The sequence below is a fragment of the Sphingobium sp. 15-1 genome (genome assembly GCF_013375535.1).
Lineage (GTDB): Bacteria > Pseudomonadota > Alphaproteobacteria > Sphingomonadales > Sphingomonadaceae > Sphingobium > Sphingobium aromaticivastans.
Genome location: NZ_JABXJG010000001.1, coordinates 2,257,583 through 2,280,735, shown reverse-complemented (window position 1 = coordinate 2,280,735; position 23,153 = coordinate 2,257,583). Strand labels below are relative to the sequence as shown.

The window sequence follows — 23,153 nt, the reverse complement described above, 5'->3', positions numbered from 1 at the left end:
GCTAGAGATTGTAGACGTCGAGCGTCAGCGCGCCGGCGCGCACCTGATCGAGGATGATGGCTTCGCCTGCATCGCGCTCGTGCGCGATTGGAACAGCGCGGGCCGCAGCATCGGGCGAGAGGACCAAAACACCGTCGGCGTCGCCGACGACGAGATCGCCGCGCCTTATCGTCACCGCGCCGATGCAAATGTCCTCGCCGACCGCTCCCGCGTCGTCCGGATCCTTCGCGGTTCCCTGGATACAAACGCTGGCGCTGAAGGTCGGCAGACCGAGAGCCCGCAACGCCAAGACATCGCGCACGCCGCCGGTGATGACCAATCCTGCAATGCCGAGCGCTTTCGCGGAGGTGCCCATGATCTCGCCCCAATATCCGAACTCGCTCCCCAATCCGCAATCGACAACCAGGACATCGCCTTCGGCCGCCTGCGCCATCGCGCGGTGGATCCAGAGATTGTCGCCGGCAGGACAGCGCACAGGCAGCGCATGGCCATGCAGCACCATCCTGCGATCGATGGGCTTGATGTTACTCGGCAGCGCGCCGATCCGTCCTGCCGCCTCGTGAAGCGAAGCGCTCGATAGAGCGCGGACATCATCCAGGGCGATGGCGCGGCTCTTCATGTCCGGACATCCGGGAGGAGCTTGCCCCCCGGCTCGCCGCTGAGCCGACGACCGCTGCACGCGGGTGAAAGACTTATCGTCACGGGCATGTAAGACACCAAAACCCTCCCAAAATTTGATATTGTCCAGGTGGACAAATATGGACTATTAAATAGTCCGTCAACTCCGTTTTTTTGCGCGGGCGACGAGTGGTGGAGCGAGGAGAGGAAATAATGGCAGAGGAGAAGGCTGCGATGCAGACCGAAGCGAGTGGGATTGCGCGCCAGCAATCGCTTGGTGCCATGCTCCGGCGCACGGCGGGACGAATGCCGGACAAGATCGCCCTCATATTCGATGAGGAATGCTGGACTTACAGGACGCTGGACGAGATGGCCGATCGCATTGCGCGCGGCTTGCTGGCGGCCGGCGTAGCGCGAGGCGACCGGGTCGCGGTTATCGCGCGTAATAGTCATTGGTTCGTCGGGCTGCGCTTTGGCGTCGCCCGCGCCGGAGCGATCCTAGTGCCGATCAATTTCATGCTGACCGCCGAGGAAGTGGCCTTCATCCTCACAAATAGCGGCGCAGTCCTGCTCTTTGCGGACCAAGCCTGCATTGGCGTCGCCACAGATGCCGTTGATCTCGCAACGGCGTCGCGGATCATGCCTCTGCCTGACGTTGGATCGTGCCCGCCGGGTGAGGATGGGCTGACGCAACTGATCGCGGCGGGCGAAAAATCCCTGGCCGCGTTGCCCTCAATCAACGGGCGCGATCCGGCCCAGATACTTTATACGAGTGGAACCGAGTCTCGCCCGAAAGGCGCGGTGCTGACGCACGAGGCCATTCTCTGGCAGGTTCAGGGCGCTGTCTACGGTTGCGACTGGAACTCGCAAGCCGTCGTCATCAATGCCTTGCCGCTATTTCACTGCGCGCAACTGGACGGTTTCATGGCGCCCGGCTTGAGCGTCGGGGCGACGAGTGTCATACTCGATAGTCCCGCGCCTGACAAAATAATCGCGGCGGTGTGCCAGCATCGCGCGACTTCATTATTTTGCCCCCCCACCATATGGATCGATCTTTTGCGCCGAGGGGAGGGGGATGAGGACGCCATGGCCACGCTTACGCATGGTTATTACGGCGCATCGATCATGCCCGTCGAAGTCCTGCGGGAACTGGGCGAGCGGATGCCAGGACTGCGCTTGTGGAATTGCTATGGTCAGACCGAGACGGCATGCATAGCGACACTTTTGCAGCCCGAGGACCAGGTGCGGAAGATCGGCTCGGCCGGGCGGCCGGCGCTACATGTCGAAACGCGAATCGTCGATGACTTGATGCAGGATGTGCCGCCTGGAGAAATTGGCGAGGTCGTTCATCGCTCCCCGCAATTGATGAGCCACTATTGGAATGATCCGGAACGAACCGCCGAGGCGTTCGCCGGCGGATGGTTCCACAGCGGCGACCTCGCGACGCAGGACGATGAGGGCTATATCACGATCGTCGATCGCAAAAAGGACATGATCAAGACGGGCGGCGAGAATGTATCGTCGCGTGAGGTCGAGGAGGCGCTGTACGCCATGCCCGCCGTTTCGGAAGCGGCGGTGATAGGATTGCCCGATCCCCGATGGATCGAGGCGGTGACTGCCGTTATCGTGCCCCGATCAGGGCACATCCTCGGCGAAGCAGAGGTGATAATGGGCTGCCGGACCAAGCTTGCGGGTTTCAAAGTGCCAAAGCGGGTCGTCTTCCTTGATAGCCTGCCGCGAAATGCCAGCGGCAAGATATTGAAGCGCGAACTGCGGCTGCAGCTGATGAATAGCTAGGTGTGGAGCGGCGTGCAAAATTGACCCCCTTAGCGGGGTGATCGGCGTCTAAAATTGACCCCCATCATTCCAGAGTGTGAGGCGTCGCGGCTTGGACTTCCAGGCGGCGAGGATGGGGATGTTGATTGTGGAGACTATTGCCAAGATTCGCAGGGAGCACAGGGAAGGTAAGCCGATCAAAGAGATCGCGCGTGATTTACGGTTGTCGCGCAACACGGTGCGCAAGGCGATCCGTGCGCCGGAGGCGGATTTCAGCTACGAACGCAAGGAGCAGCCTCGACCGCAGACCGGGCCATTTCGCGAACGGCTGGACGAGTTGTTGGTGCAGAACGAGGAACGGCCCCGGCGTGATCGGCTACGGCTGACACGGATACACGATCTTCTGGAGCGTGAGGGTTTCACCGGCTCCTACGATGCGGTTCGGCGCTATGCGGCACGCTGGAAGCGCGAACGCCGGACCGACGGCGGCGATATGAGCAAGGTGTTCATCCCGCTCATGTTCCGGCCGGGTGAGGCCTATCAGTTCGACTGGAGCCACGAGGACGTGGAGATCGCCGGCAAGCCGATGCGGGTGAAGGTAGCTCATATGCGGTTGTGCTGGTCGCGGGCGCCGTATGTGCGGGCCTATCCGCGCGAGACCCAGGAGATGCTCTTTGACGCGCATGCCCGGGGCTTTGCCTTTTTTGGCGGGGTGCCGACGCGCGGCATTTACGACAACATGAAGACCGCGGTGACGAGCGTGTTCACCGGCAAGGAGCGGGTGTTCAACCGGCGCTTCCTGATCATGACGGATCATTATGGCGTCGAGCCTGTGGCTTGCAGCCCGGCGGCAGGCTGGGAGAAGGGACAGGTCGAGAACCAGGTCCAGACCAGCCGGGAGCGGCTGTTCAAGCCCCGGTTGCGCTTTGCCAGCCTCGAAGAGCTGAACGCCTGGCTGGAGGCCGAGTGCCGACGGTGGGCCGAGCGTTATGCCCATCCAGATCTGGAAGACATGACCATTGCGCAGGCGCTGGAGATGGAACGATCCTCGCTGCAGTCATTGGCCACGCCCTTTGACGGCTTCTTCGAGAGCGAACATGTGGCGAGCGCAACCTGCCTGGTGAGCTTCGATCGCAACCGATACTCGGTCATGGCGAGTGCGGCCCGGGAGGCGGTGCAACTGCGCGCCTATGCCGACAGGATCGTCATCCGTTGTGCAGGCCAAGCGGTTGCCGAGCATGCTCGCGTGTTCGGCCGCAACCAGACGGCGTTCAACCCTTGGCATTATCTGCCGGTCCTGATCCGCAAGCCGGGAGCATTGCGCAACGGCGCTCCCTTCCAGGACTGGGATCTTCCGCCGGCCCTGGCCCAACTGCGCCGCAAGCTGGGCAAAAGCGATGACGCAGATCGGCGCTTCGTCCGGGTGCTGGCAGCAGTGCCCGAAGATGGGCTGGAGGCGGTCGAAGCTGCCGTCCGCGAAGCTATGATGGCGGGTACGGCCAATGACGAAGTGATCCTCAACATCCTGTCGCGCCGACGCGAACCCCAGCCCACCCAGGCCATCAGCGTCCTGGTCGATCTGAAGCTCAAGCATCCGCCCATCGCCGACTGCGCGCGTTATGACATGGTGCGAGGCCTCGATGCAGCGGCATGAGATGTTGGCAGCCCTGAAGGGGCTGGGCCTAAAGGGCATGATCGCCGCGTTCGACGATGCCGTTACCAACGGCGTCCGTCGTGACCGGACCGCCATGGAGATGCTCGGCGACCTGCTCCGCGCTGAAGGCGCGCATCGAGAAGCCGCTTCGATCCGATACCGCATGACTGCGGCCAGGCTGCCGGCCATCAAGGATCTCGACGGCTTTGTGTTCGCCGATACACCGATCAACGAAAGCCTGGTGCGTTCACTCCATGCCGGTTCATTCCTGCCGGAAAGGCGCAATATCGTACTGGTTGGTGGCACCGGCACCGGCAAGACACATCTCGCGCTTGCCATCGCCGCTGCCGTGGTTCGTGCCGGGTCGAGAGGACGGTTCTTCAATACTGTCGACCTGGTCAATCGTCTGGAGGAGGAAACCCGGCAGGCCAAGGCTGGCAACCTGGCCGCCCAGATGGCCCGCCTGGACGTCGTGGTGCTGGACGAACTCGGGTATCTGCCGTTCGCCCGTTCAGGAGGGCAGATGCTGTTCCATCTGATCAGCAAACTCTATGAAAAGACCTCGGTGATCATCACCACCAATCTCGCCTTCGGCGAATGGCCGAGCGTCTTCCAGGATGCCAAAATGACAACGGCGCTGCTGGACCGCGTCACCCACCACTGCGACATTATCGAGACCGGCAACGATAGCTGGCGGTTCAAAAACCGAAGCTGAGACGAGGAAAAACCCCTTCCCCCGGACCCCCATCCCCGGCGGTTACCCCGGTGGGTCCACAGGCACCTCCCGCGGACGCCGCCGCCAGCGCTCCTGACGGCGCGCGGCGGCGTCCGCGGGTCCCTCCTATGGACTACCGGGATAACCGCCGGCACTCACAAAAAGGGGGTCAATGTTGGGCGCCGATAGGGGGTCAACTTTGCGCGCCGGTTGACATCGCTGTTATCGACGATAAAAAGCTCACTGCCGGTCTTGTGGCTGTTTCGTTTTGGCATTTATTCACCTCGCCCAAGAGCTTAGGCGGTGCGATTCGGAAGCGCAACGAGCCGAGTTCGTGTGAGCAGCAGATTTAGTCTGCGGGCGGTAGGCTGCATGGTATATCTGGATACACGGCGGATACACAGCTCTGCGGCCTCTACCTGCCCTGCACTACGATATGGCCAAAAACCCCGCTTTTCCGGGGTGAAAATGGTGGGCGATGACGGGCTCGAACCGCCGACATTCTCGGTGTAAACGAGACGCTCTACCAACTGAGCTAATCGCCCGATGCCAGCATTGACCGCGGGCGTCCGGTGCGCGCCTATCTACGGCAATACGGACGCCGGTCAAGCGGGGATGACGGGATATTCGTCATGCGCACAGGAAACGGCGGCTGGCGGTGAACCAGCGGATGAGCGCCTCCGCCGTGTGATCGGCCAGGGCGATGAAGACGCGGCGTCCGTCATGCGGATCGGCCTGACGGTCGACAAAGCCCTTTTCCGTCAGTGTCCTGATCCAGCGCAGCGCGGTGGTCGGCGGCACCGCCGATGCGATGCACAGGCTGGAGACGGACACGCGCTCATGCTCCAGCCGCGCCGCCAGCAAGTCCAGCAGCATGTCCCAGGCGGGGTCAGCGAACAGATCGGCGGGCAGGAAATCGTCGCGCAGCCGCCGCGCCCGCAGCAGGTCGCGCACCTGCGCCGCATCGACGCTGGCGGCGTCGGCGGATTTGTCGGCGCTGCCGATCGGCTCCAGCGATGGCATGCCGATATAGTCGCTGGGCTCGTCCGATATGCGCGGGCCCAGGTCGAAGGATGGCGTCGCATGGCGGGGGCGCAGCGTCAGCGCCTCCAGCGTGCGGGCGAGGCGGCTCACCTCGTCGCTCAATTGCTGGAGCCTCAGGCCCTCATTGTCCCGGTTCGCTTCATGCAGCGAGCCGGAGGGCGTCTGACGGGCGGCGGCCAGAAGGGCGGCGGCCAGGTCCGTATGTCCTGGCCTGCACAGCAATTGCGTCCGGTCGCTGCGCAGGCAGGCATAGGCCAGGTCGACCGTTGCCAGATCGGCCACCAATATGACCGGCATGTCGTTCTGCAGCGCCAATGTCTCGATCTGCACCAGCAGCCGCTCGATCATCGGATCGGGCGTCGGGCAGAAGCACAGGATGATGTCGCAGCCGATCTGCACGTCCAGCCGCGTCGACGCCTGGTCCAGCGGCACCGTACCCAGCAGGCGAAGGCCCGCCGCCTGGCTCAGCAGGGCGGCGTCGTCCAGATAGATGTCGTCCGCCAGGATCAGCAGGCCTGGCCGGTCATCGCGCGCGCCGAACGGATGGTTAAGGGATGTGCCGAAACCGATCTCATCATGATCCAAACCCACGCCGCCAATCTCCATCCTGTTTGTTCCAGCTAATCGCAACGCCGTCGTTACGCAGCCAAACCATTCTCCACTATGGAGATAATGCCGCCCATTGCGCCCATCGCGGGCGCTGTAAACGGGTCTTTTCCGGTCTCCCCGTAACGGACCACCAAAATGGAGCCTTGATCCCCGCCGAAATGGCGGGAATCGCGGCGTCCTCTTGCTTCATCCGGAATGGATCAAGTTTTGCGCGTTCTTTTGCTGAAACGGCCCTTCGCTCAAACAGCGGTGCGCCGGGCAAAGTCGATATAGAGGGCGCGCAGCCGCATCGCGACCGGGCCGGGCTTGCCGTCCCCGATGGTCTGGCCGTCGATCCGCACCACCGACTGGCAGAGCGTCGAGGCGCTGGTGATGAAGGCTTCCTTCGCCGCCAATGCCTCGGCAACGGTGAAGGGGCGGCGGATGATGGCGATGCCGCTTTCCTCCGCCAGAGCGGTCAGCGCTGCGCCGGTGCAGCCCGCCAGCACCGCCTGGCTGTAGGGCCGGGTAACGATGCCCTCGTCCGTCACGATGAAGGCGGTGGACGACGCGCCTTCGGTGACGAAGCCGTCCTCGACCATCCACGCCTCCTGCGCGCCGGCTTCGACGGCGGCGCGCTTGGCCATGGCCTGGGCGAGCAGGCCGACGCTCTTGATGTCGCGCCGCGCCCAGCGCAGGTCGGGCATGGTCGCCACCGCGATGCCGTTGCGCGCGGCGGGCACGTCGAGGAAAGGCTTGGCCTGGACGAACATGACCAGCGTGGGCCGGATGCCGGGCGATGGCAGGAAATCGCGGGTCGCGTCGGCGCCGCGCGTGATCTGGAGATAAACCAGTCCCTCGGTCAGCGCATTGCGCGCCACCAATTCCTTCTGCGCCGCCTCGATCTCCGCGAGGGAAAGGGGCAGGGCGATGCCGATCGCTTGGGTAGACCGCTCCAGCCGGGCAAGATGGGACGCGCTGTCGACCAGCTTGCCATCGATCACCGCCGCGACCTCATAGATGCCGTCCGCGAACAGGAAACCGCGATCCAGCACGGACACCTGGGCTTGTTCCAGCGGCAGGAAGCGGCCGTTCAGATAGGCGATGGACATGGGATGACGATGAAATCCTTGAGGGAGAAGAGACACCCGATGTCGCCGCTCGTCCCGGCGGCGTCAAGCTTATGAGCGGATTTCTGCCCTCTCCCCAAGCCAACCCGCCTTAAGCCGCCTGCCCCCGCAACGCCTTCTGCCGCCGTCGCTGCACCGATGACCCGATCCCCATCGCCTCGCGATATTTGGCGACGGTGCGGCGGGCGATGTCCATGCCCTTGGCGCGCAGCAGGTCGACCAGCGTGTCGTCGGACAATATGGCGTCTGCCGTCTCCGCCGCGATCAGCGCCTTGATGTGGCTCTTGACCGCTTCGGCCGACACCGCGCCGTCGCCGCCCGCCGCAGAAACGCCGCTGGTGAAGAAATATTTGAGCTCATAAAGCCCACGCGGGCAGGACAGATATTTGTTCGACGTCACCCGGCTGACGGTCGATTCATGCATCTGGATCGCATCCGCCACGGCTTTCAGCGTCAGCGGCTTCAGATGCTCCACGCCCTTGCGGAAGAAATCCTCCTGCTGGCGGACGATCTCGCTCGCGACCTTGATGATGGTCTTCTGCCGCTGGTCGAGCGCCTTGACCAGCCAGTTGGCGCTGGCGAGGCAGTCGGCCAGCCAGGCCTTGGACGTCTTGTCCTGCGGACCGGACGCCAGCTCGACATAATAGGTCCGGTTGATCAGCACGCGGGGCAGGGTGGCGCTGTTGACCTCGATCGCCCAGCCCTCCCGCGTCGGCCGCACGAACAGGTCGGGCGTCACGGGCGCGGCGCTCTCGGTGGAAAAGCGCAGCCCGGGCTTGGGGTCATAGCCGCGCAGCTCGCGGATCATGTCCGCCATATCCTCCTCATCCACGCCGCAGATCCGGCGCAACTGGGGCAGCGCGCCCCTGGCGAGCAGGTCCAGATTGGCGAGCAGCTTCGCCATGCAGGGATCGTAGCGATCGACCTCTTTGGCCTGCAACGCCAGACATTCCGACAGCGACCGCGCCCCGACGCCGGTCGGATCGAAGCCCTGGATCACCGCCAGCACCTGTTCGACCTGAAAGAGCGGCACGCCCATGCCATGGGCGGTCTCCAGCAGATTGGCCTCCAGATAGCCGGCCTCGTCGATCTGCCCGATCAATTGCGCGGCGATCATCAGGTCCATGCCCGACAGCGCGCTGCGGGCCTGATCCATCAGATGTTCCTGAAGGCCCTGCTCCGGATTGGCGAAACTGTCGAAATCGGGCGCTTCGCCGCTGCCGCCGGACAGCAGGTCCATGCCGCCGGAGCCAATGGCCGCCGTCGCCATCCGGTCGCCTGGCCCATCGTCGATGAAGGTCTCCGCGCCATAATCGACGTCCAGCGGCGAATCCGCGCCGCCCAGGCCCTGGCCGATCAACTGGTCGGCATCGCCGGTCTCGGCGCGCAGGTCATGCTGTTCCGCCGCCCGGTCCACGCCGTCGGCGGGCGGCGCAAAATCATTCGGTCCGCCGGACTCCAATAACGGGTTCTTTTCCAGCTCGCCCGCGACGAACGCCTCGATCTCCAGATTGGACAGCGCCAGCAGCTTGATCGCCTGCTGGAGCTGCGGCGTCATCACCAGCGACTGGCTCTGCCGCAGATCGAGACGGGGCGCGAGCGCCATCAGCCCTTCCCCTCGCCGCTGTCAGGAAGGGCCGGCCCGCCGCTCATGTCAGAGCGAGAAATTCTCGCCCAGATAGAGCCGCCGCACATCGGCATTGGCGACCAGCTCCGTCGGGCTGCCCGCGAACAGCATCTTGCCGTCATAGATGATGCAGGCGCGGTCCACGATCTCCAGCGTCTCGCGGACATTATGGTCGGTGATCAGCACGCCGATGCCGCGGGTCTTCAACTGCTTCACCAGATCGCGAATATCCGCGATGGACAGCGGATCGATGCCCGCAAACGGCTCGTCCAGCAGCACGATCGACGGATTGGCCGCCAAAGCGCGGGCGATCTCGCAACGCCGCCGCTCGCCGCCCGACAACGCCATGGCGGAGGAATCGCGCAGCCGGACGAGGCCGAATTCCTCCAGCAACTGTTCCAGCCGCGCCTGCCGCGCCGCCTTGTCCGGTTCCGCCAGTTCCAGCACCGCGCCGATATTCTGCGCGACGGTCAGGCCCCGGAAGATCGAGGTTTCCTGCGGCAGATAGCCCAGCCCCAATATCGACCGCCGATACATGGGCAGGCCGGTGATGTCCTGCCCGTCCAGCACGATGCGGCCATGGTCCGGCCGCACCAGCCCCATCACCGAATAGAAGCAGGTCGTCTTGCCCGCGCCATTGGGGCCGAGCAGGCCGACCACCTCGCCCTTGCCGACGGTCAGCGACACATCGGCCAGTACGACGCGCTTGTCATAGCTTTTGGCGATAGAGATGACGGACAGGCCCTCTCCCACTTCCTGCGGGGGAAGGGGCGATGCCGGGGCTGACCGGTCCTGCATCATCACGTCGTCCATCACGTCATCCTTGCTGCCGCATGCTTCTTGCGGGTTGAATCCATGACCCGCGCGGCAATTGGCAAGCTTTGTGCATGGGATCGCCGCCGGGGCAAGGGGAAAATGGTTTCATGGGCCTTTAGGGCCATGAAAGGCCGCAAGATTGGGACTGGCGGTGGCGCTTTCAATGCAGGTTTGCGCAAAAGCGCTGGGGCGTCCAAAGGCGGGGATCATCCCAGATCAAAAGAAATGGTGCGGTCGAGAAGACTCGAACTTCCACGGCCTTTCGGCCACAACGACCTCAACGTTGCGCGTCTACCAATTCCGCCACGACCGCACATCTGAAGGGAAACCGGCGGTGCCGGTGCCTTGGTAGGAGGCGGCCCTTAGCAAAGGCTTTCGGGCCATGCAACAACCTATCTGCATCTGCGTTATTTTGGAGAGAGAAAGTCGGGAGCGGGCGAAGAATGGAGGAGGAGACGATCATGTCCGCGCGCTTCTGGTTGTTTTCATGTGTGAGTGCAGGGGTTGCCCTGACCGGAGGATATGGGCTTGGCGTTTACGCCACGACACCGCCCAAGGCCGCAACCGAAACGCCGTTGCCGGAGGCGGTCCTGCCGGAGGATGCCGCTTATGATCCGGCAAAGCTGACCGGCCCTGCGATCATTGACTGCAAGGGCTGCGGCCCGACCTTGGCCGACCGGCAAATGGCTGCGGACATGGCGGGCTGGGACGGGATGAACGATCCCGTGGTGCGCGATTACGCCGCGCAGGATGTCGTGAGCGAGGTCGATGATGTCGAGCCGCCTCCGGCAGCGCGAACCTTGCCTGCATCGATCGAAAGATTCGCTGCTGGGGGAAGCGAAGCCAGTCTGCAACCCGTGAAGATCGCCCAGGCTCCCAATAGCAAAACGCCCGCCGAGGATAGCCCGGCGGACGCTGCTTTTTCCTACTGAGCCGGCCGCTTATTCGGCGGCGACCACTTCCGCCGGAGCGTCGCTCAGCGGATGGGCGAGGCGGTTGACCATCTCCTTCGGGCAGACCTGCCAGAAATAACGGCGCCAGCGGTCCCAATCGTCCAGGATGGTGTTCGACCATTTGCTGTCGGTCGCCACCGCATGCTGGGCGATCAGCGACTTCAGTTCCGCCTCCCAATGGGCGCTTTCCAGACGCTGCCAGACGATGCTTTCCGGATTGGCGCGCGTCGGGAAGCTGCCATCCTCGTCGAGGATGAAGGCCATGCCGCCGGTCATGCCCGCGCCGAAGTTGGCGCCGGTCTTGCCCAGGATCACCGCCGTGCCGCCGGTCATATATTCGCAGCCATTGGCGCCGCAGCCCTCGACCACCACCTGCGCGCCCGAATTGCGGACGGCGAAGCGTTCCCCGGCCTGACCCGCCGCGAATAGCTTGCCGCTGGTCGCGCCGTAGAGGACGGTGTTGCCGATGATGGTGTTGTCCTTGCTCGACAGCGGCGAGGAGACGGTCGTGCGCACCGTGATGATGCCGCCCGACAGGCCCTTGCCGACATAGTCGTTGGCGTCGCCAAAGACTTCCAGCTTGATGCCCTTGCAGAGGAAGGCGCCCAGCGATTGCCCCGCGCTCCCACGCAGACGCACGGTCAGATGGCCGTCCGCAAGGCTCGACATGCCGAACCGCTCGGTGACGGCAGCGGACAGGCGCGTGCCCACGGCGCGATGCGTGTTGCGCACCGTATAGGTGAGCTGCATCTTCTCGCCGCGTTCGAACACCGCCTTGGCGTCGCGCATCATCTGCGCGTCCAAGCTGTCCGGGACGGCGTTGCGCCATTCGGTCAGGCTGAAGCGGCGCTGATCGTCGGGCGCATCCACCTTCGCCAAGATCGGGTTGAGGTCGAGATCGTCCAGATGCTCGGCGCCGCGATTGACCTGCTTCAGCAGTTCGGTGCGGCCGATCACTTCGTCCAGGCTGCGATAGCCCAGACGCGCCAGAATCTCGCGAACCTCTTCCGCGATGAAGGTCATGAGGTTGATGACCTTCTCCGGCGTGCCGGTGAACTTCTCGCGCAGGCGTTCATCCTGCACGCAGACGCCGACCGGGCAGGTGTTGCTGTGGCACTGGCGCACCATGATGCAGCCCATGGCGACCAGCGACAGCGTGCCGATGCCGAACTCTTCCGCGCCCAGGATCGCCGCGATCACGATGTCGCGGCCGGTCTTGAGCCCGCCGTCGGTGCGCAGCTTCACGCGATGGCGCAAGCCGTTGAGCGTCAGCACCTGATTGGCTTCCGACAGGCCCATTTCCCAAGGCGTGCCCGCATATTTGACGGAGGTCTGGGGCGAGGCGCCGGTGCCGCCGACATGGCCCGCGACCAGGATGACGTCGGCATGCGCCTTCGCCACGCCCGCCGCCACGGTGCCGATGCCCGCCTGGCTGACCAGCTTCACGCAGACCCGAGCGCGGGGGTTGATCATCTTGCAGTCGTAGATGAGCTGCGCGAGATCCTCGATCGAGTAGATGTCATGGTGCGGCGGCGGCGAGATCAGCGTCACGCCCGGCGTCGCGTGACGCAGCTTGGCGATGAACTCGGTCACCTTGAAACCCGGGAGCTGGCCGCCTTCGCCGGGCTTGGCGCCCTGCGCGACCTTGATCTCGATTTCCTCGGCGCTGCCCAGATATTCGGCATGGACGCCGAAGCGGCCCGACGCGATCTGCTTGATCACCGAGTTGGCGTTGTCGCCATTCTCATAGGGCTTGAAGCGGTTCGCATCCTCGCCGCCTTCGCCCGACACGGCCTTCGCGCCGATGCGGTTCATGGCGATGGCCAGCGTCTCATGCGCCTCCGGAGAGAGCGCACCCAGCGACATGCCTGGCGTCACGAAGCGCTTGCGGATTTCGGTGGTCGCCTCGACCTCGTCGATCGGCACCGCCTCGCGGGCGAAGTTGAACTCCAGCAGATCGCGCAGATAGACGGGCGGCAAATCGCGCACGCCGCGCGAGAATTGCAGATAGGTCGAATAGCTGTCGGTCGCGACCGAGGTCTGCAACAGGTGCATGAGCTGCGCCGAATAGGCATGCGTCTCGCCGCCGTTGCGCTGGCGGTAGAAGCCGCCGACCGGCAGCCGCACGATGGCGCTGTTATGGGCGGCGTCATGCCGCATCTTGGCGCTGAAATGGAGCGACTGATAGCCCTCGCCCGAAATCTTCGCGGGCATGCCGGGGAAGAGATCGTTGACCAGCGCACGGCTGAGCCCCACGGCTTCGAAATTATAGCCGCCGCGATAGCTGCTGATGACCGCGATGCCCATTTTGGACATGATCTTCAGCAGGCCTTCGTTGATCGCGATGCGATAACGTTCGAAGCAGGCATCCAGCGTCAGATCGCCAAACAGCCCCCGCGCATGGCGGTCCGCGATGCTGGCTTCGGCCAGATAGGCGTTCACCGTGGTCGCGCCGACGCCGATCAGCACCGCGAAATAGTGGGTGTCGAGCGCTTCGGCGCAGCGCACGTTGATCGACGCGTAGCTGCGCAGCCCCTTGCGGACGAGATGCGTATGCACTGCCGCCGCCGCCAGCACCCCGGCGATGGCGATGCGGTCCGCGTTGACATGCTCGTCGGTCAGGAAGATTTCGGTGCGGCCTTCGCGCACGGCCTGCTCGGCTTCCTCCCGGATGCGGGTGATGGCGGCGCGCAACTGCTCCTGCCCGCCCTCGGCCGGGAAGGTGCAGTCGATTTCCGCGACAGCCGGGCCGAAATGGCCCTTGAGCTTCGCCCATTCGGACGAGGTCAGCACCGGCGAATCCAGCACCAGCACATGGCTGTTCTGCGCGTCCTGCTCCAATATATTGTGGAGGTTGGAGAAGCGCGTCTTCAGGCTCATGACGTACCGTTCCCGCAGCGGATCGATCGGCGGGTTGGTGACCTGGCTGAAATTCTGGCGGAAGAAATGGCTGACCGTGCGCGGCTTGTCGGAAATGACCGCAAGCGGCGTGTCGTCGCCCATCGAGCCGACGGCTTCCTTCGCATCCTCGACCATGGGGGCGAGTATCAGCTCCATATCTTCGAGCGTCATGTTGGCGGCGACCTGACGGCGCGTCAGCTCGGCCTTGTCCCATGCGGGCAAGGCACTGGGCGCATCGCCCAGATCATTGACCGTCATGAAGTCCTTGATCAGCTCATTATAAGGCCGCTCGCCCGCTATCTGATCCTTGATCTCCTTGTCGTCGAAGATCACGCCTTCCTGCAGGTCGACGGCGATCATCTGGCCCGGACCCATGCGGCCCTTCCGGACGATGGTGGTTTCGGGCACGACGACCATGCCGGTTTCCGAACCCACGATCAGCAGATTGTCGCCGGTCAGCGTGTAGCGCAGCGGCCGCAACGCGTTGCGGTCTACGCCCGCCACGACCCAGCGGCCGTCGGTCATCGCGAGGGCAGCGGGGCCATCCCACGGCTCCATCACGGAGGCGAGATATTCATACATGTCCGAATGGGCCTGAGGCAGTTCGGCGCTGGCCGACTGATAGGCTTCGGGCACCAGCATCAGCTTGGCAGTCGGCGCATCGCGGCCCGAACGGCAGATCGCCTCGAACACGGCGTCGAGCGCGGCGGTGTCGGACGCGCCGGCCGGGATCACGGGCTTAATGTCCTCCGACTGCTCCCCGAAGGCGAGCGAGGCCATCTTGATCTCGTGGCTCTTCATCCAGTTCTTGTTGCCGCGGATGGTGTTGATCTCACCATTATGCGCGAGCGTGCGGAAGGGCTGGGCCAGCCACCATTGCGGGAAGGTGTTGGTCGAATAGCGCTGGTGGAAGATCGCCACCCGGCTTTCGAACCGCTCGTCCTGAAGGTCGGGATAGAAGACCGACAGCGATTCCGCGAGGAACAGCCCCTTGTAGATGATCGAGCGGCACGACAGCGAGCAGACATAGAAGTCCTGAATCTGCGCGGCGATGACCTTCTTCTCGATCCGGCGGCGGATGAGGTAGAGGTCCTTTTCGAACTCGGCCTGATCGCGCTCTTCCGGCATCGGACCGGCGATCATGATCTGCTCGATTTCGGGACGGGTGCGCTGCGCCTTCTCCCCGATGACGGAGACGTCGACGGGCACCTGGCGCCAGCCATAGATGGTGTAGCCCGCGTCGATGATCTCCGCCTCGACGATGGTGCGGCAGGTTTCCTGCGCCGACAGGTCGGTGCGCGGCAGGAAGATCATGCCGACGGCGAGGCGATTGGGCAGCGGCTTGTGGCCCGAATCCGCGATCGCATCGTCGAAGAAGCGCACCGGCAGGTCGACATGGATGCCCGCGCCGTCGCCGGTCTTGCCGTCTGCGTCCACCGCGCCGCGGTGCCAGACAGCCTTCAGCGCGTCGATGGCTGAAGCGACTACGCGGCGGCTCGGACGGCCATCGGTCGCGGCGACCAGACCGACGCCGCAGGCATCGCCTTCCATCTCGGGATGATACATGCCCTCGGCCGCGATGCGTGCGCGCTCTTCGGTGCTGGCCATGAAATTGGTGTCGGTCATGATGACTTACCCTTGCATGTGGCCGTCCGTATTTTTGGGCACGGCCGCTGTCATTCCGTTGGTTGCCGGCATAGCCGGCGCTATTGTCAGTGGGACTTCTTGGCGTCCGCGCCGAGCAATGCGGTGAGACGCTCGCGTTCAGCCTTTGTCAGATCATTATAGGTTCGCGGCTTGGGCAGCTTGGCCAGTTCCGCCGCGGAGGATTTCATGATCTCCGGCATAGCCTGCATCATTTCAGGCATGATCTTCTGCATTCGGTCAATATAATGCGGGTCGGTGGCCAGCTCCATGAAGCCCGCGCCGAATTTAGCGCCGACGGGCGTTTTCAGGAACGCACCGATCTGATCAAGCTCGGCCGCGCTGTAGCGATAGGCGAACGCCTCCGCCATGCCTTCCCGCATGACCGGTTCATAGCGTCCCATGAAACGACCCAGGGCCGGCATCATGGTGTTGACGATCACGTCCATCCGCTTGCGGAAATTGGGGTCGATGATCGCCATCATTTCCTCAATCGTGCCTTCACCCAGACTTTCCGCCCGTTCCGGGTCGAGGCCGCCGACTTTCAGGAACTCGCGGATCGGCATCTTGGTCATGCCGTCCATCATCGGTCCCATCATCTTCTGCATCATCGGCCCCATCATCTTTTCCATGGTGCCGTTGGGCAGGATGATGGAGGCGATCGGCTGAGCCTTGGCCAGCAGTGCCGGATTCACAGACTGGACGGCTGCCGCCGGAACCTGTGTCTGCGCCTGTGCAGCGACCGGGGTCGCCAGCAGGAGGAGGAAAGCGGCGCGCTTCACGCCGCCTGCCTTTCCCCGGCCGCCGCCTTGGCCTTGGCCTTCAGATAGCGGTGCATATGCTCGGTCACGTCGCGGCCGTCGCGGATCGCCCAGACGACCAGCGAAGCGCCGCGCACGATGTCGCCCGCCGCGAACACGCCGTCCATGCTGGTCATCATCGTCTTGTGATCGACGCGCAGCGTGCCCCAGCGGGTGACGGACAGGTCGTCCGCGCCGAACAGCTTGGGCAGCTCCTCCGGATCATAGCCCAGCGCCTTGATGACGAGATCGGCGTCCAGCGTATGCTCTGTGCCCGGATCGGGTTCCGGCGCGCGGCGGCCCGAAGCGTCAGGCTGGCCGAGGCGCATCTTCGTTACCTTGACGCCGGTGACATGTTCCGTGCCCTCGAAAGCGATCGGCGCGGAAAGCCAGACGAACTCGACGCCTTCCTCTTCCGCATTGGCGACTTCGCGCTGCGATCCGGGCATATTGTCGCGGTCGCGGCGGTAGAGGCACTTCACCGAAGTCGCGCCCTGGCGGACGGCGGTGCGGACGCAGTCCATCGCCGTGTCGCCGCCGCCGATGACGACGACCTTCTTGCCATTGGCGTGCAGCGAGCCATCCTCATGTTCCGGCACGGCGTCACCGAAACCGGCCTTGTTGGAGGCGATCAGGAAGTCGAGCGCCTTGACCACGCCCGGCGCGCCGACGCCCGGCGCCTTGATGTCGCGGGGCTTGTAGACGCCGGTCGCGATCAGCACCGCATCATGGCGGCTGCGCAGTTCCTCCATCGTCGCATCGCGGCCGACTTCGAAGCTTTCGTGGAAGACGATGCCGCCGTCCTTGAGGCGCTGGATACGGCGCATGACCACGTCCTTCTCCAGCTTGAAGCCGGGGATGCCGTAGGTCAGCAGCCCGCCTGCCCGGTCATGCCGGTCATAGACATGCACCTCATAGCCCGCGACGCGCAGATATTCGGCGGTCGTCAGACCCGCCGGACCCGCGCCGATCACGCCGACGGACTGGCCGGTCGGCGCGCCGGGCACCAGCGGTTCGACCCAGCCTTCCTTCCAGGCGGTGTCGGTGATGAACTTTTCGACCGAGCCGATGGTGACGGAGCCATGGCCCGAAAATTCAATGACGCAATTGCCTTCGCACAGGCGGTCCTGCGGGCAGATGCGGCCGCAGATTTCCGGCATGGTGCTGGTCAGATTGCTGAGTTCATAAGCCTCGCGCAGCCGCCCTTCGGCAGTCAGGCGCAGCCAGTCCGGGATATGGTTGTGCAGCGGGCAATGGGTCGAGCAATAGGGCACGCCGCATTGCGAGCAGCGCGACGCCTGTTCCTCCGCCTTGTCCAAGATGAAGCTGCGGCTGATTTCGAGGAAGTCGTCGGCGCGATCGTCGGCCGAACGCTTCTCGGGATAGGCTTGGCCCGTTCCCACGAATTTCAGCATTGGATTGTCAGCCATGGTGAGTCCCTGAAATGAATTGCAGGGTGCCCATAGCAGAAAGACCCGCAGAGTCACGCGGATTCTGCAATTTATGTCAGTCTGTATGACCTATTATTGCCCCAGTTTCCGCAAGAGTGAAGAAATTGCGCAATAATCTTGCGTTAAAAAGGTCCGTTTCGGCCTTACCTTAGGGAAAGCCACAGCAAGGCCGTGATTCCCGCGACGATTCGATACCAGGCGAAGGGCGTGAAGCCGTGCCGCGACACCAGGCCGACAAACCATCTGATCACCAGCACCGCGACGATGAAGGACACGACGAAACCCAGCGCTATGCTGTCCCAACCGACCGTGGCGGACGTCAATTTGTCGCCATTTTTCGCCAGTTCCAGCACGGTCGCCCCCAGCATCGTCGGAATGGCGAGGAAGAAGCTGAACTCGGCGGCGGTCCGCCGCTCGACGCCCAGGGTCAGCGCCCCCATGATCGTCGCCCCCGACCGGCTGACGCCGGGGATCATCGCCAGACATTGGATGAAGCCGATGCCGATCACCCGGACGAAGGGGATGTCGGCTATGCCGTGGAAACGGTTTTCCTTCGCCATCCGCTCGATCGCCAGGATCGCGATGCCGCCGCCGATCAGCGCCCAGGCGACCACTTTCGGCGCGCCCAGCAGTTGCTCGATATATTTGTGCAGGGCAAGGCCAATCACCGCCGCCGGGATGAAGGCGATCAGCAGATTGCGCAGGAAGCGCCAGCTCGTCGCCTCGTTGCGCAACAGGCCCATGCCCACCGCCCAGAAGGTGCGCCAGTACAGCACCACCACCGCCAGGATCGCGCCCAATTGGATGATGACGTTGAACATCGCCCAGGTGGACGCGTCATAGCCCAGCAATTCGCTGGCCATGATCAGATGGCCGGTCGAGGATACCGGCAGGAACTCGGTCAGCCCTTCGACGATGCCAAGCAGGATGACTGTCAGATAATGCAGGTCCATGGGTGGGTCAGATCCTTGTGGAGCGAACGAAGGGGGACGGGCAAAGGGAAACCCTCCCCCGGGGTGGGAGAGGGCGTGAAGAGGTCACATCCATTGTGCAGAAGCGAAAGTGGCGCGCAAGACGGCCTGCCGCAGCCCGCGGCCGGTCCGGCTGATCAGGCCTGAACCCGCCCGGCAAACCGGCCATGCTTGCGATAGCGGACCAGCCATTTTTCCGCGACGGCCGGCATCGGCGTGGCCGCGACGCCCAGCTCGGCTAGCCCGCTCGCGCCTGCCGCGACGACATTGTCCTTGCCCAGCATCGCCAACTGGTCCCGCGTGATCGGCCCGCCCGGCAGCATCGCGATCAGCGAGGCGATGGAGGCGGGAACCGCGCACAGGCTGCGTTCCCGGCCGATGGTCTTGGCGATCCAGGCGTTGAGTTCCAGCATGGAATAGGTTTGCGGCCCGCCCAGTTCATAGGTCTTGCCGCCATGGGCGCCGGGCTTTTCGGCGGCGTTGGCGATCGCCTGCGCCACGTCCGCGACATAGACGGGCTGGAATTTGGTGCTCGCGCCGATCACCGGCACCACCGGGGCGATGCGGATGATCTCGGCAAAGCGGTTCAGGAACTGATCCTCCGGCCCGAAGATGATCGACGGGCGGATGATGGTGGCGCTGGGGAAGGCGGCCTTGACCGCCACCTCGCCCGCCGCCTTCGACCGGCCATAGGCGGACGGGCTTTGCGGATCGGCGCCGATGGCGGAGACATGGACCAGCGCCTGGACGCCCGCCTCGGCCGCCGCCTTGGCGACATGGGCCGCGCCGTCATGATGCGATCCTTCGAAATCGCCGCTCAGCACGCCGACCAGATTGATCACCACGTCGCTGCCGGCCAGGGCGCGGGCGACGCTTTCCGGCTTGCGGATGTCCGCCGCGACGAACTGCGTCTGGCCCAGCGGGCCCAGCGGCTTGACCCGCAGCGCGGTCGCCAGGTCGCGCTGCGCCACGCGCACCCGCGCGCCGCGCGCCATCAGCGCCTGCGCCACCTGCCGGCCCAGAAAGCCGCCGCCGCCGAACACCGTAACCAGACTGTCCTTCATCACGCGTCCCATGCCTGTCTGTTGAAAGGGGATGACTCTTGGCGTTCCCTTGCAACAGCCGCCGCCCGCTGACAACCGCCTTGCGCTCTTTTAGCCGATCCAGCCCTGCAAATCAGCAATCATCCACAGGCCCAGCCCCAGGAAGAGCAGGGCGGCGCCGATCTGGAGCGCCCGCATCGGCACTTTCTTCGCCAGCACGTCCCCGAACAGCACGGCGGGCACATTGGCGATCATCATGCCCAGCGTCGTGCCCGCGGTGACGGCGAACACATTGTCGAACCGCGCGCCCAGCATCACGGTCGCCACCTGCGTCTTGTCGCCCATCTCGACCAGGAAGAAGGCGATCAGCGTGGTGACGAACACGCCCGCCTTGCTCGGCGCCTTCAGCGGCTCGTCCTCGTCGATTGTGTCGGGGATCAGCGTCCAGGCGGCCATGGTGATGAAGCTCGCGGCGACGGCATAGCGGAACCAGGGCTGGGTCAGCACGCCCGCGACCGAATGGCCGACCAGCGCGGCGAGGAAATGATTGGCGAGCGTCGCGAAGAGGATGCCCAGGATGATCGGCACCGGCTTGCGGAAACGGGTGGCGAGCAGCATCGCCAGCAATTGCGTCTTGTCGCCCATTTCCGCGAGCGCGACGAGCGTGGTGGAGGTGAGGATGGCTTCCATGCGGGTCGTTCCAGGGCCGGGCGAAGAAGGAAGACACAATGCCACCGCCCTCCCCCGCCCGGCCGGATGGGGAAAGCGATGCCATTGGTCTCGCCCGATGCGAGGATGATCCCCGCATCCCGCCCGCCATGACCTCTCGGTCAAATATGTTGACGAACGGCCCGTCCCGTAGGCGGAACGGCTGGCTACTCCCCAGATGACGGGCGCTCTCTAGGATGAATCAGGCGCGAAGGCAAGCGGCGGGCGCGAAAGGGAAGCGCGGCCCCAATGACGGCTCGCGGCGGTCCCCCGTTCATGGGGTGGATGGAATGAGGACCGAAGACGGCCATTCGCTACCGTTTAAGCGCCCCGTGCTCCTGCGCAGGCAGGAGCCCAGTTCAGGCGGTGCGACGATACACTGAGGGTGGAACTGGGCTCCTGCCTGCGCAGGAGCACGGTGTAGTTCAAGGAAAGCAGACGCCGCCCTCCATCCTCCCCCGCCATCATCCCAGACCCACCAACGGCACGATGTCGACCGGCCGCCCGTTGCGCCGCAATTCGACGGTGATGCTCGGCCGCCCGGGTCCCGCATTGCCGATCGGATCGCCTTGCCGCACGCTGTCCCCCACCGCCGCGTTGAGGCGAAGCAGGCCGGTGATCAGCGTCGTCCAGCCCCCCCCATGGTCGATGATCACGATCTGCCCATAGCCGCGATACGGCCCGGCAAAGACGATGCGCCCCGCGGTCGGCGCCACCGCCAGAGCCTCCGGCCGGGTGGCGATGGTAAGCCCCCGCGAGCGGACGCCGCTTTCGGACACCTCGCCCATGCCCGTCACCAATTGCCCGACGACCGGCAGGCGATAGGGCGGTGGCGCGCTGGGACCGCGCGCGCGTTGCGGCGCGGCGGCGCGGGCCTGCTCCGGCCGGGCGGGGCGCGGAACGGGGCCGGACAGGACGGCCAGCCGATCGCGCAGGTCGCCCGCTTCCTCCAGCCTGTCCATCAGGTCGACAATGTCGCGGGCGCGCTCCCCCAAAGCCAGGGCGCGGTCGCTCTCCAGATCGGCATTGGCCCGGTAATCCTGCGCGGCGAGCCGCTTCTGCGCTTCCAGCGTCTGGAGCGCGGCTTGCCGCTGCTTCAGGTCGCGCTGGCTCTGGCCGAGCGAATCCGCCGCCTGCTCCGCCGTTGCGCGCAAGGCGCGGCTGCGGTCCAGCTCGGCGCGCAGCCCGGCGGTGCGTTCGCGGATGACGGGCAGCACCTGGCCCAGCACGGCGCGCATATGGATGGCGTCGCTGATCGATCCGGGCTGGACAAGCGCCAGCGCCAGCGGCCGTTGCGCCATCATCTGCAAGGCGGCGGTCAGGCGGACGACCGGCTCCTGTTTGGCGGCGAGGCGGGTGGCCTGCGCGCGCTGGAGCCGGGCGATGATGGCGATGCGGGCCTGGGCGGCCTGGATGTCGGCTTCGGCCTGCTGGATGCGGGCGGCCATGGCGGCGGCGCGGCGGCGGGCCTGGTCGGCCTCGTCGCGGGCGGCCGCCGCCTGCCGTTCCAGCCGTTCGGAACGGTCGCGGGCCTCCTCCGACTGGCGGCGCGCTGCCTTGAGCGCGGATTGTTCTTCGGCCAGGCTGGTGCCGCCAGTGCTGGGGAGGATGATCGCCTGGCCATCGGCGGCGGGCAGGCGTGAAGCGGCCAGCGCCGCCGCGCCCGCGAGGAATGTCGCGATGATCGCCGTCCGTTTCACCTGAAGCCCCCGGCCGGTTCCGAGCTTCGGCGCCGACTGTCCCTGACTAAGCCGTGTTTCGGCGGAATGAAAGAACCTCAATCCCTCCATGTTCCTGCCTTCGCAGCAACTGGTCCCGCTGCAACGCTACCCCTCGCGATGGTAAGGATGCCCCGCCAATATCGAACAAGCCCGCCACAATTGCTCGGCCAGCATGGCGCGGGCCATCATGTGCGGCCAGGTCATGGCGCCGAAAGCGATCAGCAGATCGGCATTGTCCCGCTCCATATCGTCGAAGCCGTCCGCGGCGCCGATCAGGAAGCGGCATTCGCGCTTGCCGGAATCTCGCCAGTCCCCAATGCGCCTGGCGAACTCCATCGAGCCGAGCTGTCGGCCCTTCTCGTCCAGCATCACGGTCACGCAAGCCTGCGGGGCGGGAGGCAGCTTGCCGCCCCCATTTCTGCCCGAAGCTTCGGGCAATTCAGTGATCTTGAACGGCATGGTCAGCCGCTTGGCATAGCGGTCGACCAGTTCCGCCTCGGGCGAGCGCCCGATCTTTCCGCGCGCGATGATGTGGAGGAGCATGCGCTCCCCCTAACGGTTCATGGCGCGCTTGTCGAAGGGCGGGTCAGGCGGTTCCCGCCACCGGCGCGTCGACGAAGCCCCACATCCGTTCCAGATTGTAGAAGCTGCGCACCTCCGGCCGGAACAGGTGGACGATCACGTCGCCGGCGTCGATCAGCACCCAGTCGGCCACGGGCAGGCCCTCGACGCGGGCGGACCGCCCGGTCGCCTGCTTGATCCGTTCGGCCAGCTTCTGCGCCATCGACGCGACCTGACGCGACGAGCGCCCGCTCGCGATCACCATATGATCAGCGATGTTGCTCTTGCCTTCGAGGGGGATGGAAATGGTTTCCTGCGCCTGGTCGTCGTCAAGCGACTTCAAGACAAGGTCGTGCAGGGCGGCAACGCTGTCGGCCCCTGGAACCATATTGGCTTGGGCCGTGTCGTTGGCGGGATGCGGTCTGGTCAAAC

18 protein-coding genes, 2 tRNA genes and 1 riboswitch are annotated in these 23,153 nt (G+C 64.8%); of the genes, 4 read left to right on the top strand and 16 right to left on the bottom strand.

Features of this window, described 5'->3' with window-relative positions; genetic code table 11:
- Position 1 precedes the first annotated feature (1 nt).
- Positions 2-619 (bottom strand): RraA family protein, encoded by a 618-nt coding sequence (locus tag HUK72_RS10840; protein WP_176596778.1) that lies wholly within the window; start codon positions 617-619, stop codon positions 2-4.
- 212 nt (positions 620-831) lie between these two features.
- On the opposite strand from HUK72_RS10840, the gene HUK72_RS10835 reads away from it, so the two are divergent.
- From HUK72_RS10835 to istB, 3 genes are all read left to right on the top strand, one after another.
- A complete protein-coding gene (locus HUK72_RS10835; protein WP_176596777.1) occupies positions 832-2,415 on the top strand; it encodes a fatty acyl-CoA synthetase in 1,584 nt (527 codons plus the stop codon).
- A gap of 118 nt (positions 2,416-2,533) precedes the next feature.
- Positions 2,534-4,048, top strand: a complete 1,515-nt coding sequence (istA, locus tag HUK72_RS10830; RefSeq protein WP_176597709.1) for an IS21 family transposase — start codon at positions 2,534-2,536, stop codon at positions 4,046-4,048.
- Positions 4,035-4,763 (top strand): IS21-like element helper ATPase IstB, encoded by a 729-nt coding sequence (istB, locus tag HUK72_RS10825; protein ID WP_176595381.1) that lies wholly within the window; start codon positions 4,035-4,037, stop codon positions 4,761-4,763. Before istA ends, istB begins: the two co-directional genes overlap by 14 nt.
- A 469-nt stretch (positions 4,764-5,232) precedes the next feature.
- Here istB and HUK72_RS10820 read toward each other — a convergent pair.
- The 6 genes from HUK72_RS10820 to HUK72_RS10795 form a co-directional block, all read right to left on the bottom strand.
- Positions 5,233-5,308 (bottom strand) — tRNA-Val (locus HUK72_RS10820).
- 85 nt (positions 5,309-5,393) lie between these two features.
- Positions 5,394-6,398: a MarR family transcriptional regulator gene (locus HUK72_RS10815; RefSeq protein WP_176596776.1), complete on the bottom strand. Its 1,005-nt coding sequence runs from the start codon at positions 6,396-6,398 to the stop codon at positions 5,394-5,396.
- A 257-nt stretch (positions 6,399-6,655) separates the two neighbouring features.
- Positions 6,656-7,507 carry a D-amino-acid transaminase gene (locus HUK72_RS10810; RefSeq protein ID WP_176596775.1) on the bottom strand — a complete coding sequence of 284 codons (852 nt, stop codon included), beginning with the start codon at positions 7,505-7,507 and terminating at the stop codon, positions 6,656-6,658.
- Between the two features lie 109 nt (positions 7,508-7,616).
- On the bottom strand, positions 7,617-9,131 hold the full coding sequence (gene rpoN / locus HUK72_RS10805; RefSeq protein ID WP_176596774.1) for an RNA polymerase factor sigma-54: 1,515 nt from the start codon (positions 9,129-9,131) through the stop codon (positions 7,617-7,619).
- A 48-nt stretch (positions 9,132-9,179) separates the two neighbouring features.
- Positions 9,180-9,965, bottom strand: coding sequence for an LPS export ABC transporter ATP-binding protein (lptB, locus tag HUK72_RS10800; RefSeq protein ID WP_176596773.1), 786 nt, complete (start codon positions 9,963-9,965; stop codon positions 9,180-9,182).
- Between the two features lie 229 nt (positions 9,966-10,194).
- A tRNA-Leu gene (locus HUK72_RS10795) sits at positions 10,195-10,281 on the bottom strand.
- A 148-nt stretch (positions 10,282-10,429) separates the two neighbouring features.
- On the opposite strand from HUK72_RS10795, the gene HUK72_RS10790 reads away from it, so the two are divergent.
- Positions 10,430-10,900, top strand: a complete 471-nt coding sequence (locus tag HUK72_RS10790) for a hypothetical protein (protein ID WP_176596772.1) — start codon at positions 10,430-10,432, stop codon at positions 10,898-10,900.
- 9 nt (positions 10,901-10,909) lie between these two features.
- Here HUK72_RS10790 and gltB read toward each other — a convergent pair whose 3' ends face one another.
- The 9 genes from gltB to rsfS all read right to left on the bottom strand — a co-directional run bounded on the left by gltB (position 10,910) and on the right by rsfS (position 23,151).
- Complete coding sequence (gene gltB, locus HUK72_RS10785) at positions 10,910-15,448, bottom strand: glutamate synthase large subunit (RefSeq protein WP_176596771.1); 4,539 nt, start codon at positions 15,446-15,448, stop codon at positions 10,910-10,912.
- An 86-nt stretch (positions 15,449-15,534) separates the two neighbouring features.
- Positions 15,535-16,146: a DUF2059 domain-containing protein gene (locus tag HUK72_RS10780; protein WP_369805990.1), complete on the bottom strand. Its 612-nt coding sequence runs from the start codon at positions 16,144-16,146 to the stop codon at positions 15,535-15,537.
- 98 nt (positions 16,147-16,244) lie between these two features.
- Positions 16,245-17,696 (bottom strand): NAD(P)-dependent oxidoreductase, encoded by a 1,452-nt coding sequence (locus HUK72_RS10775; protein ID WP_046761745.1) that lies wholly within the window; start codon positions 17,694-17,696, stop codon positions 16,245-16,247.
- A 164-nt stretch (positions 17,697-17,860) separates the two neighbouring features.
- Positions 17,861-18,670: an undecaprenyl-diphosphate phosphatase gene (locus HUK72_RS10770; RefSeq protein WP_176596769.1), complete on the bottom strand. Its 810-nt coding sequence runs from the start codon at positions 18,668-18,670 to the stop codon at positions 17,861-17,863.
- Positions 18,671-18,825: 155 nt separating this feature from the next.
- A complete protein-coding gene (locus tag HUK72_RS10765; protein WP_176596768.1) occupies positions 18,826-19,764 on the bottom strand; it encodes a complex I NDUFA9 subunit family protein in 939 nt (312 codons plus the stop codon).
- 78 nt (positions 19,765-19,842) lie between these two features.
- Positions 19,843-20,421: a TMEM165/GDT1 family protein gene (locus tag HUK72_RS10760; protein ID WP_176596767.1), complete on the bottom strand. Its 579-nt coding sequence runs from the start codon at positions 20,419-20,421 to the stop codon at positions 19,843-19,845.
- 18 nt (positions 20,422-20,439) lie between these two features.
- Positions 20,440-20,628, bottom strand: a riboswitch (yybP-ykoY riboswitch).
- 275 nt (positions 20,629-20,903) lie between these two features.
- Positions 20,904-22,139, bottom strand: a complete 1,236-nt coding sequence (locus HUK72_RS10755) for a peptidoglycan DD-metalloendopeptidase family protein (protein WP_176596766.1) — start codon at positions 22,137-22,139, stop codon at positions 20,904-20,906.
- Between the two features lie 126 nt (positions 22,140-22,265).
- On the bottom strand, positions 22,266-22,703 hold the full coding sequence (locus tag HUK72_RS10750) for a 23S rRNA (pseudouridine(1915)-N(3))-methyltransferase RlmH (protein ID WP_176596765.1): 438 nt from the start codon (positions 22,701-22,703) through the stop codon (positions 22,266-22,268).
- Between the two features lie 43 nt (positions 22,704-22,746).
- Positions 22,747-23,151, bottom strand: a complete 405-nt coding sequence (rsfS, locus tag HUK72_RS10745) for a ribosome silencing factor (protein WP_176596764.1) — start codon at positions 23,149-23,151, stop codon at positions 22,747-22,749.
- Positions 23,152-23,153 lie beyond the last annotated feature (2 nt).

What these genes read in the sequence shown, in the direction of transcription:
- HUK72_RS10840 (WP_176596778.1), bottom strand. Translation starts at nt 619, where the DNA reads ATGAAGAGCCGCGCCATCGCCCTGGATGATGTCCGCGCTCTATCGAGC.
- HUK72_RS10835 (WP_176596777.1), top strand. Translation starts at nt 832, where the DNA reads ATGGCAGAGGAGAAGGCTGCGATGCAGACCGAAGCGAGTGGGATTGCG.
- istA (WP_176597709.1), top strand. Translation starts at nt 2,534, where the DNA reads ATGTTGATTGTGGAGACTATTGCCAAGATTCGCAGGGAGCACAGGGAA.
- istB (WP_176595381.1), top strand. Translation starts at nt 4,035, where the DNA reads ATGCAGCGGCATGAGATGTTGGCAGCCCTGAAGGGGCTGGGCCTAAAG.
- HUK72_RS10810 (WP_176596775.1), bottom strand. Translation starts at nt 7,507, where the DNA reads ATGTCCATCGCCTATCTGAACGGCCGCTTCCTGCCGCTGGAACAAGCC.
- rpoN (WP_176596774.1), bottom strand. Translation starts at nt 9,131, where the DNA reads ATGGCGCTCGCGCCCCGTCTCGATCTGCGGCAGAGCCAGTCGCTGGTG.
- lptB (WP_176596773.1), bottom strand. Translation starts at nt 9,965, where the DNA reads ATGGACGACGTGATGATGCAGGACCGGTCAGCCCCGGCATCGCCCCTT.
- HUK72_RS10790 (WP_176596772.1), top strand. Translation starts at nt 10,430, where the DNA reads ATGTCCGCGCGCTTCTGGTTGTTTTCATGTGTGAGTGCAGGGGTTGCC.
- gltB (WP_176596771.1), bottom strand. Translation starts at nt 15,448, where the DNA reads ATGACCGACACCAATTTCATGGCCAGCACCGAAGAGCGCGCACGCATC.
- HUK72_RS10775 (WP_046761745.1), bottom strand. Translation starts at nt 17,696, where the DNA reads ATGGCTGACAATCCAATGCTGAAATTCGTGGGAACGGGCCAAGCCTAT.
- HUK72_RS10770 (WP_176596769.1), bottom strand. Translation starts at nt 18,670, where the DNA reads ATGGACCTGCATTATCTGACAGTCATCCTGCTTGGCATCGTCGAAGGG.
- HUK72_RS10765 (WP_176596768.1), bottom strand. Translation starts at nt 19,764, where the DNA reads ATGGGACGCGTGATGAAGGACAGTCTGGTTACGGTGTTCGGCGGCGGC.
- HUK72_RS10760 (WP_176596767.1), bottom strand. Translation starts at nt 20,421, where the DNA reads ATGGAAGCCATCCTCACCTCCACCACGCTCGTCGCGCTCGCGGAAATG.
- HUK72_RS10750 (WP_176596765.1), bottom strand. Translation starts at nt 22,703, where the DNA reads ATGCTCCTCCACATCATCGCGCGCGGAAAGATCGGGCGCTCGCCCGAG.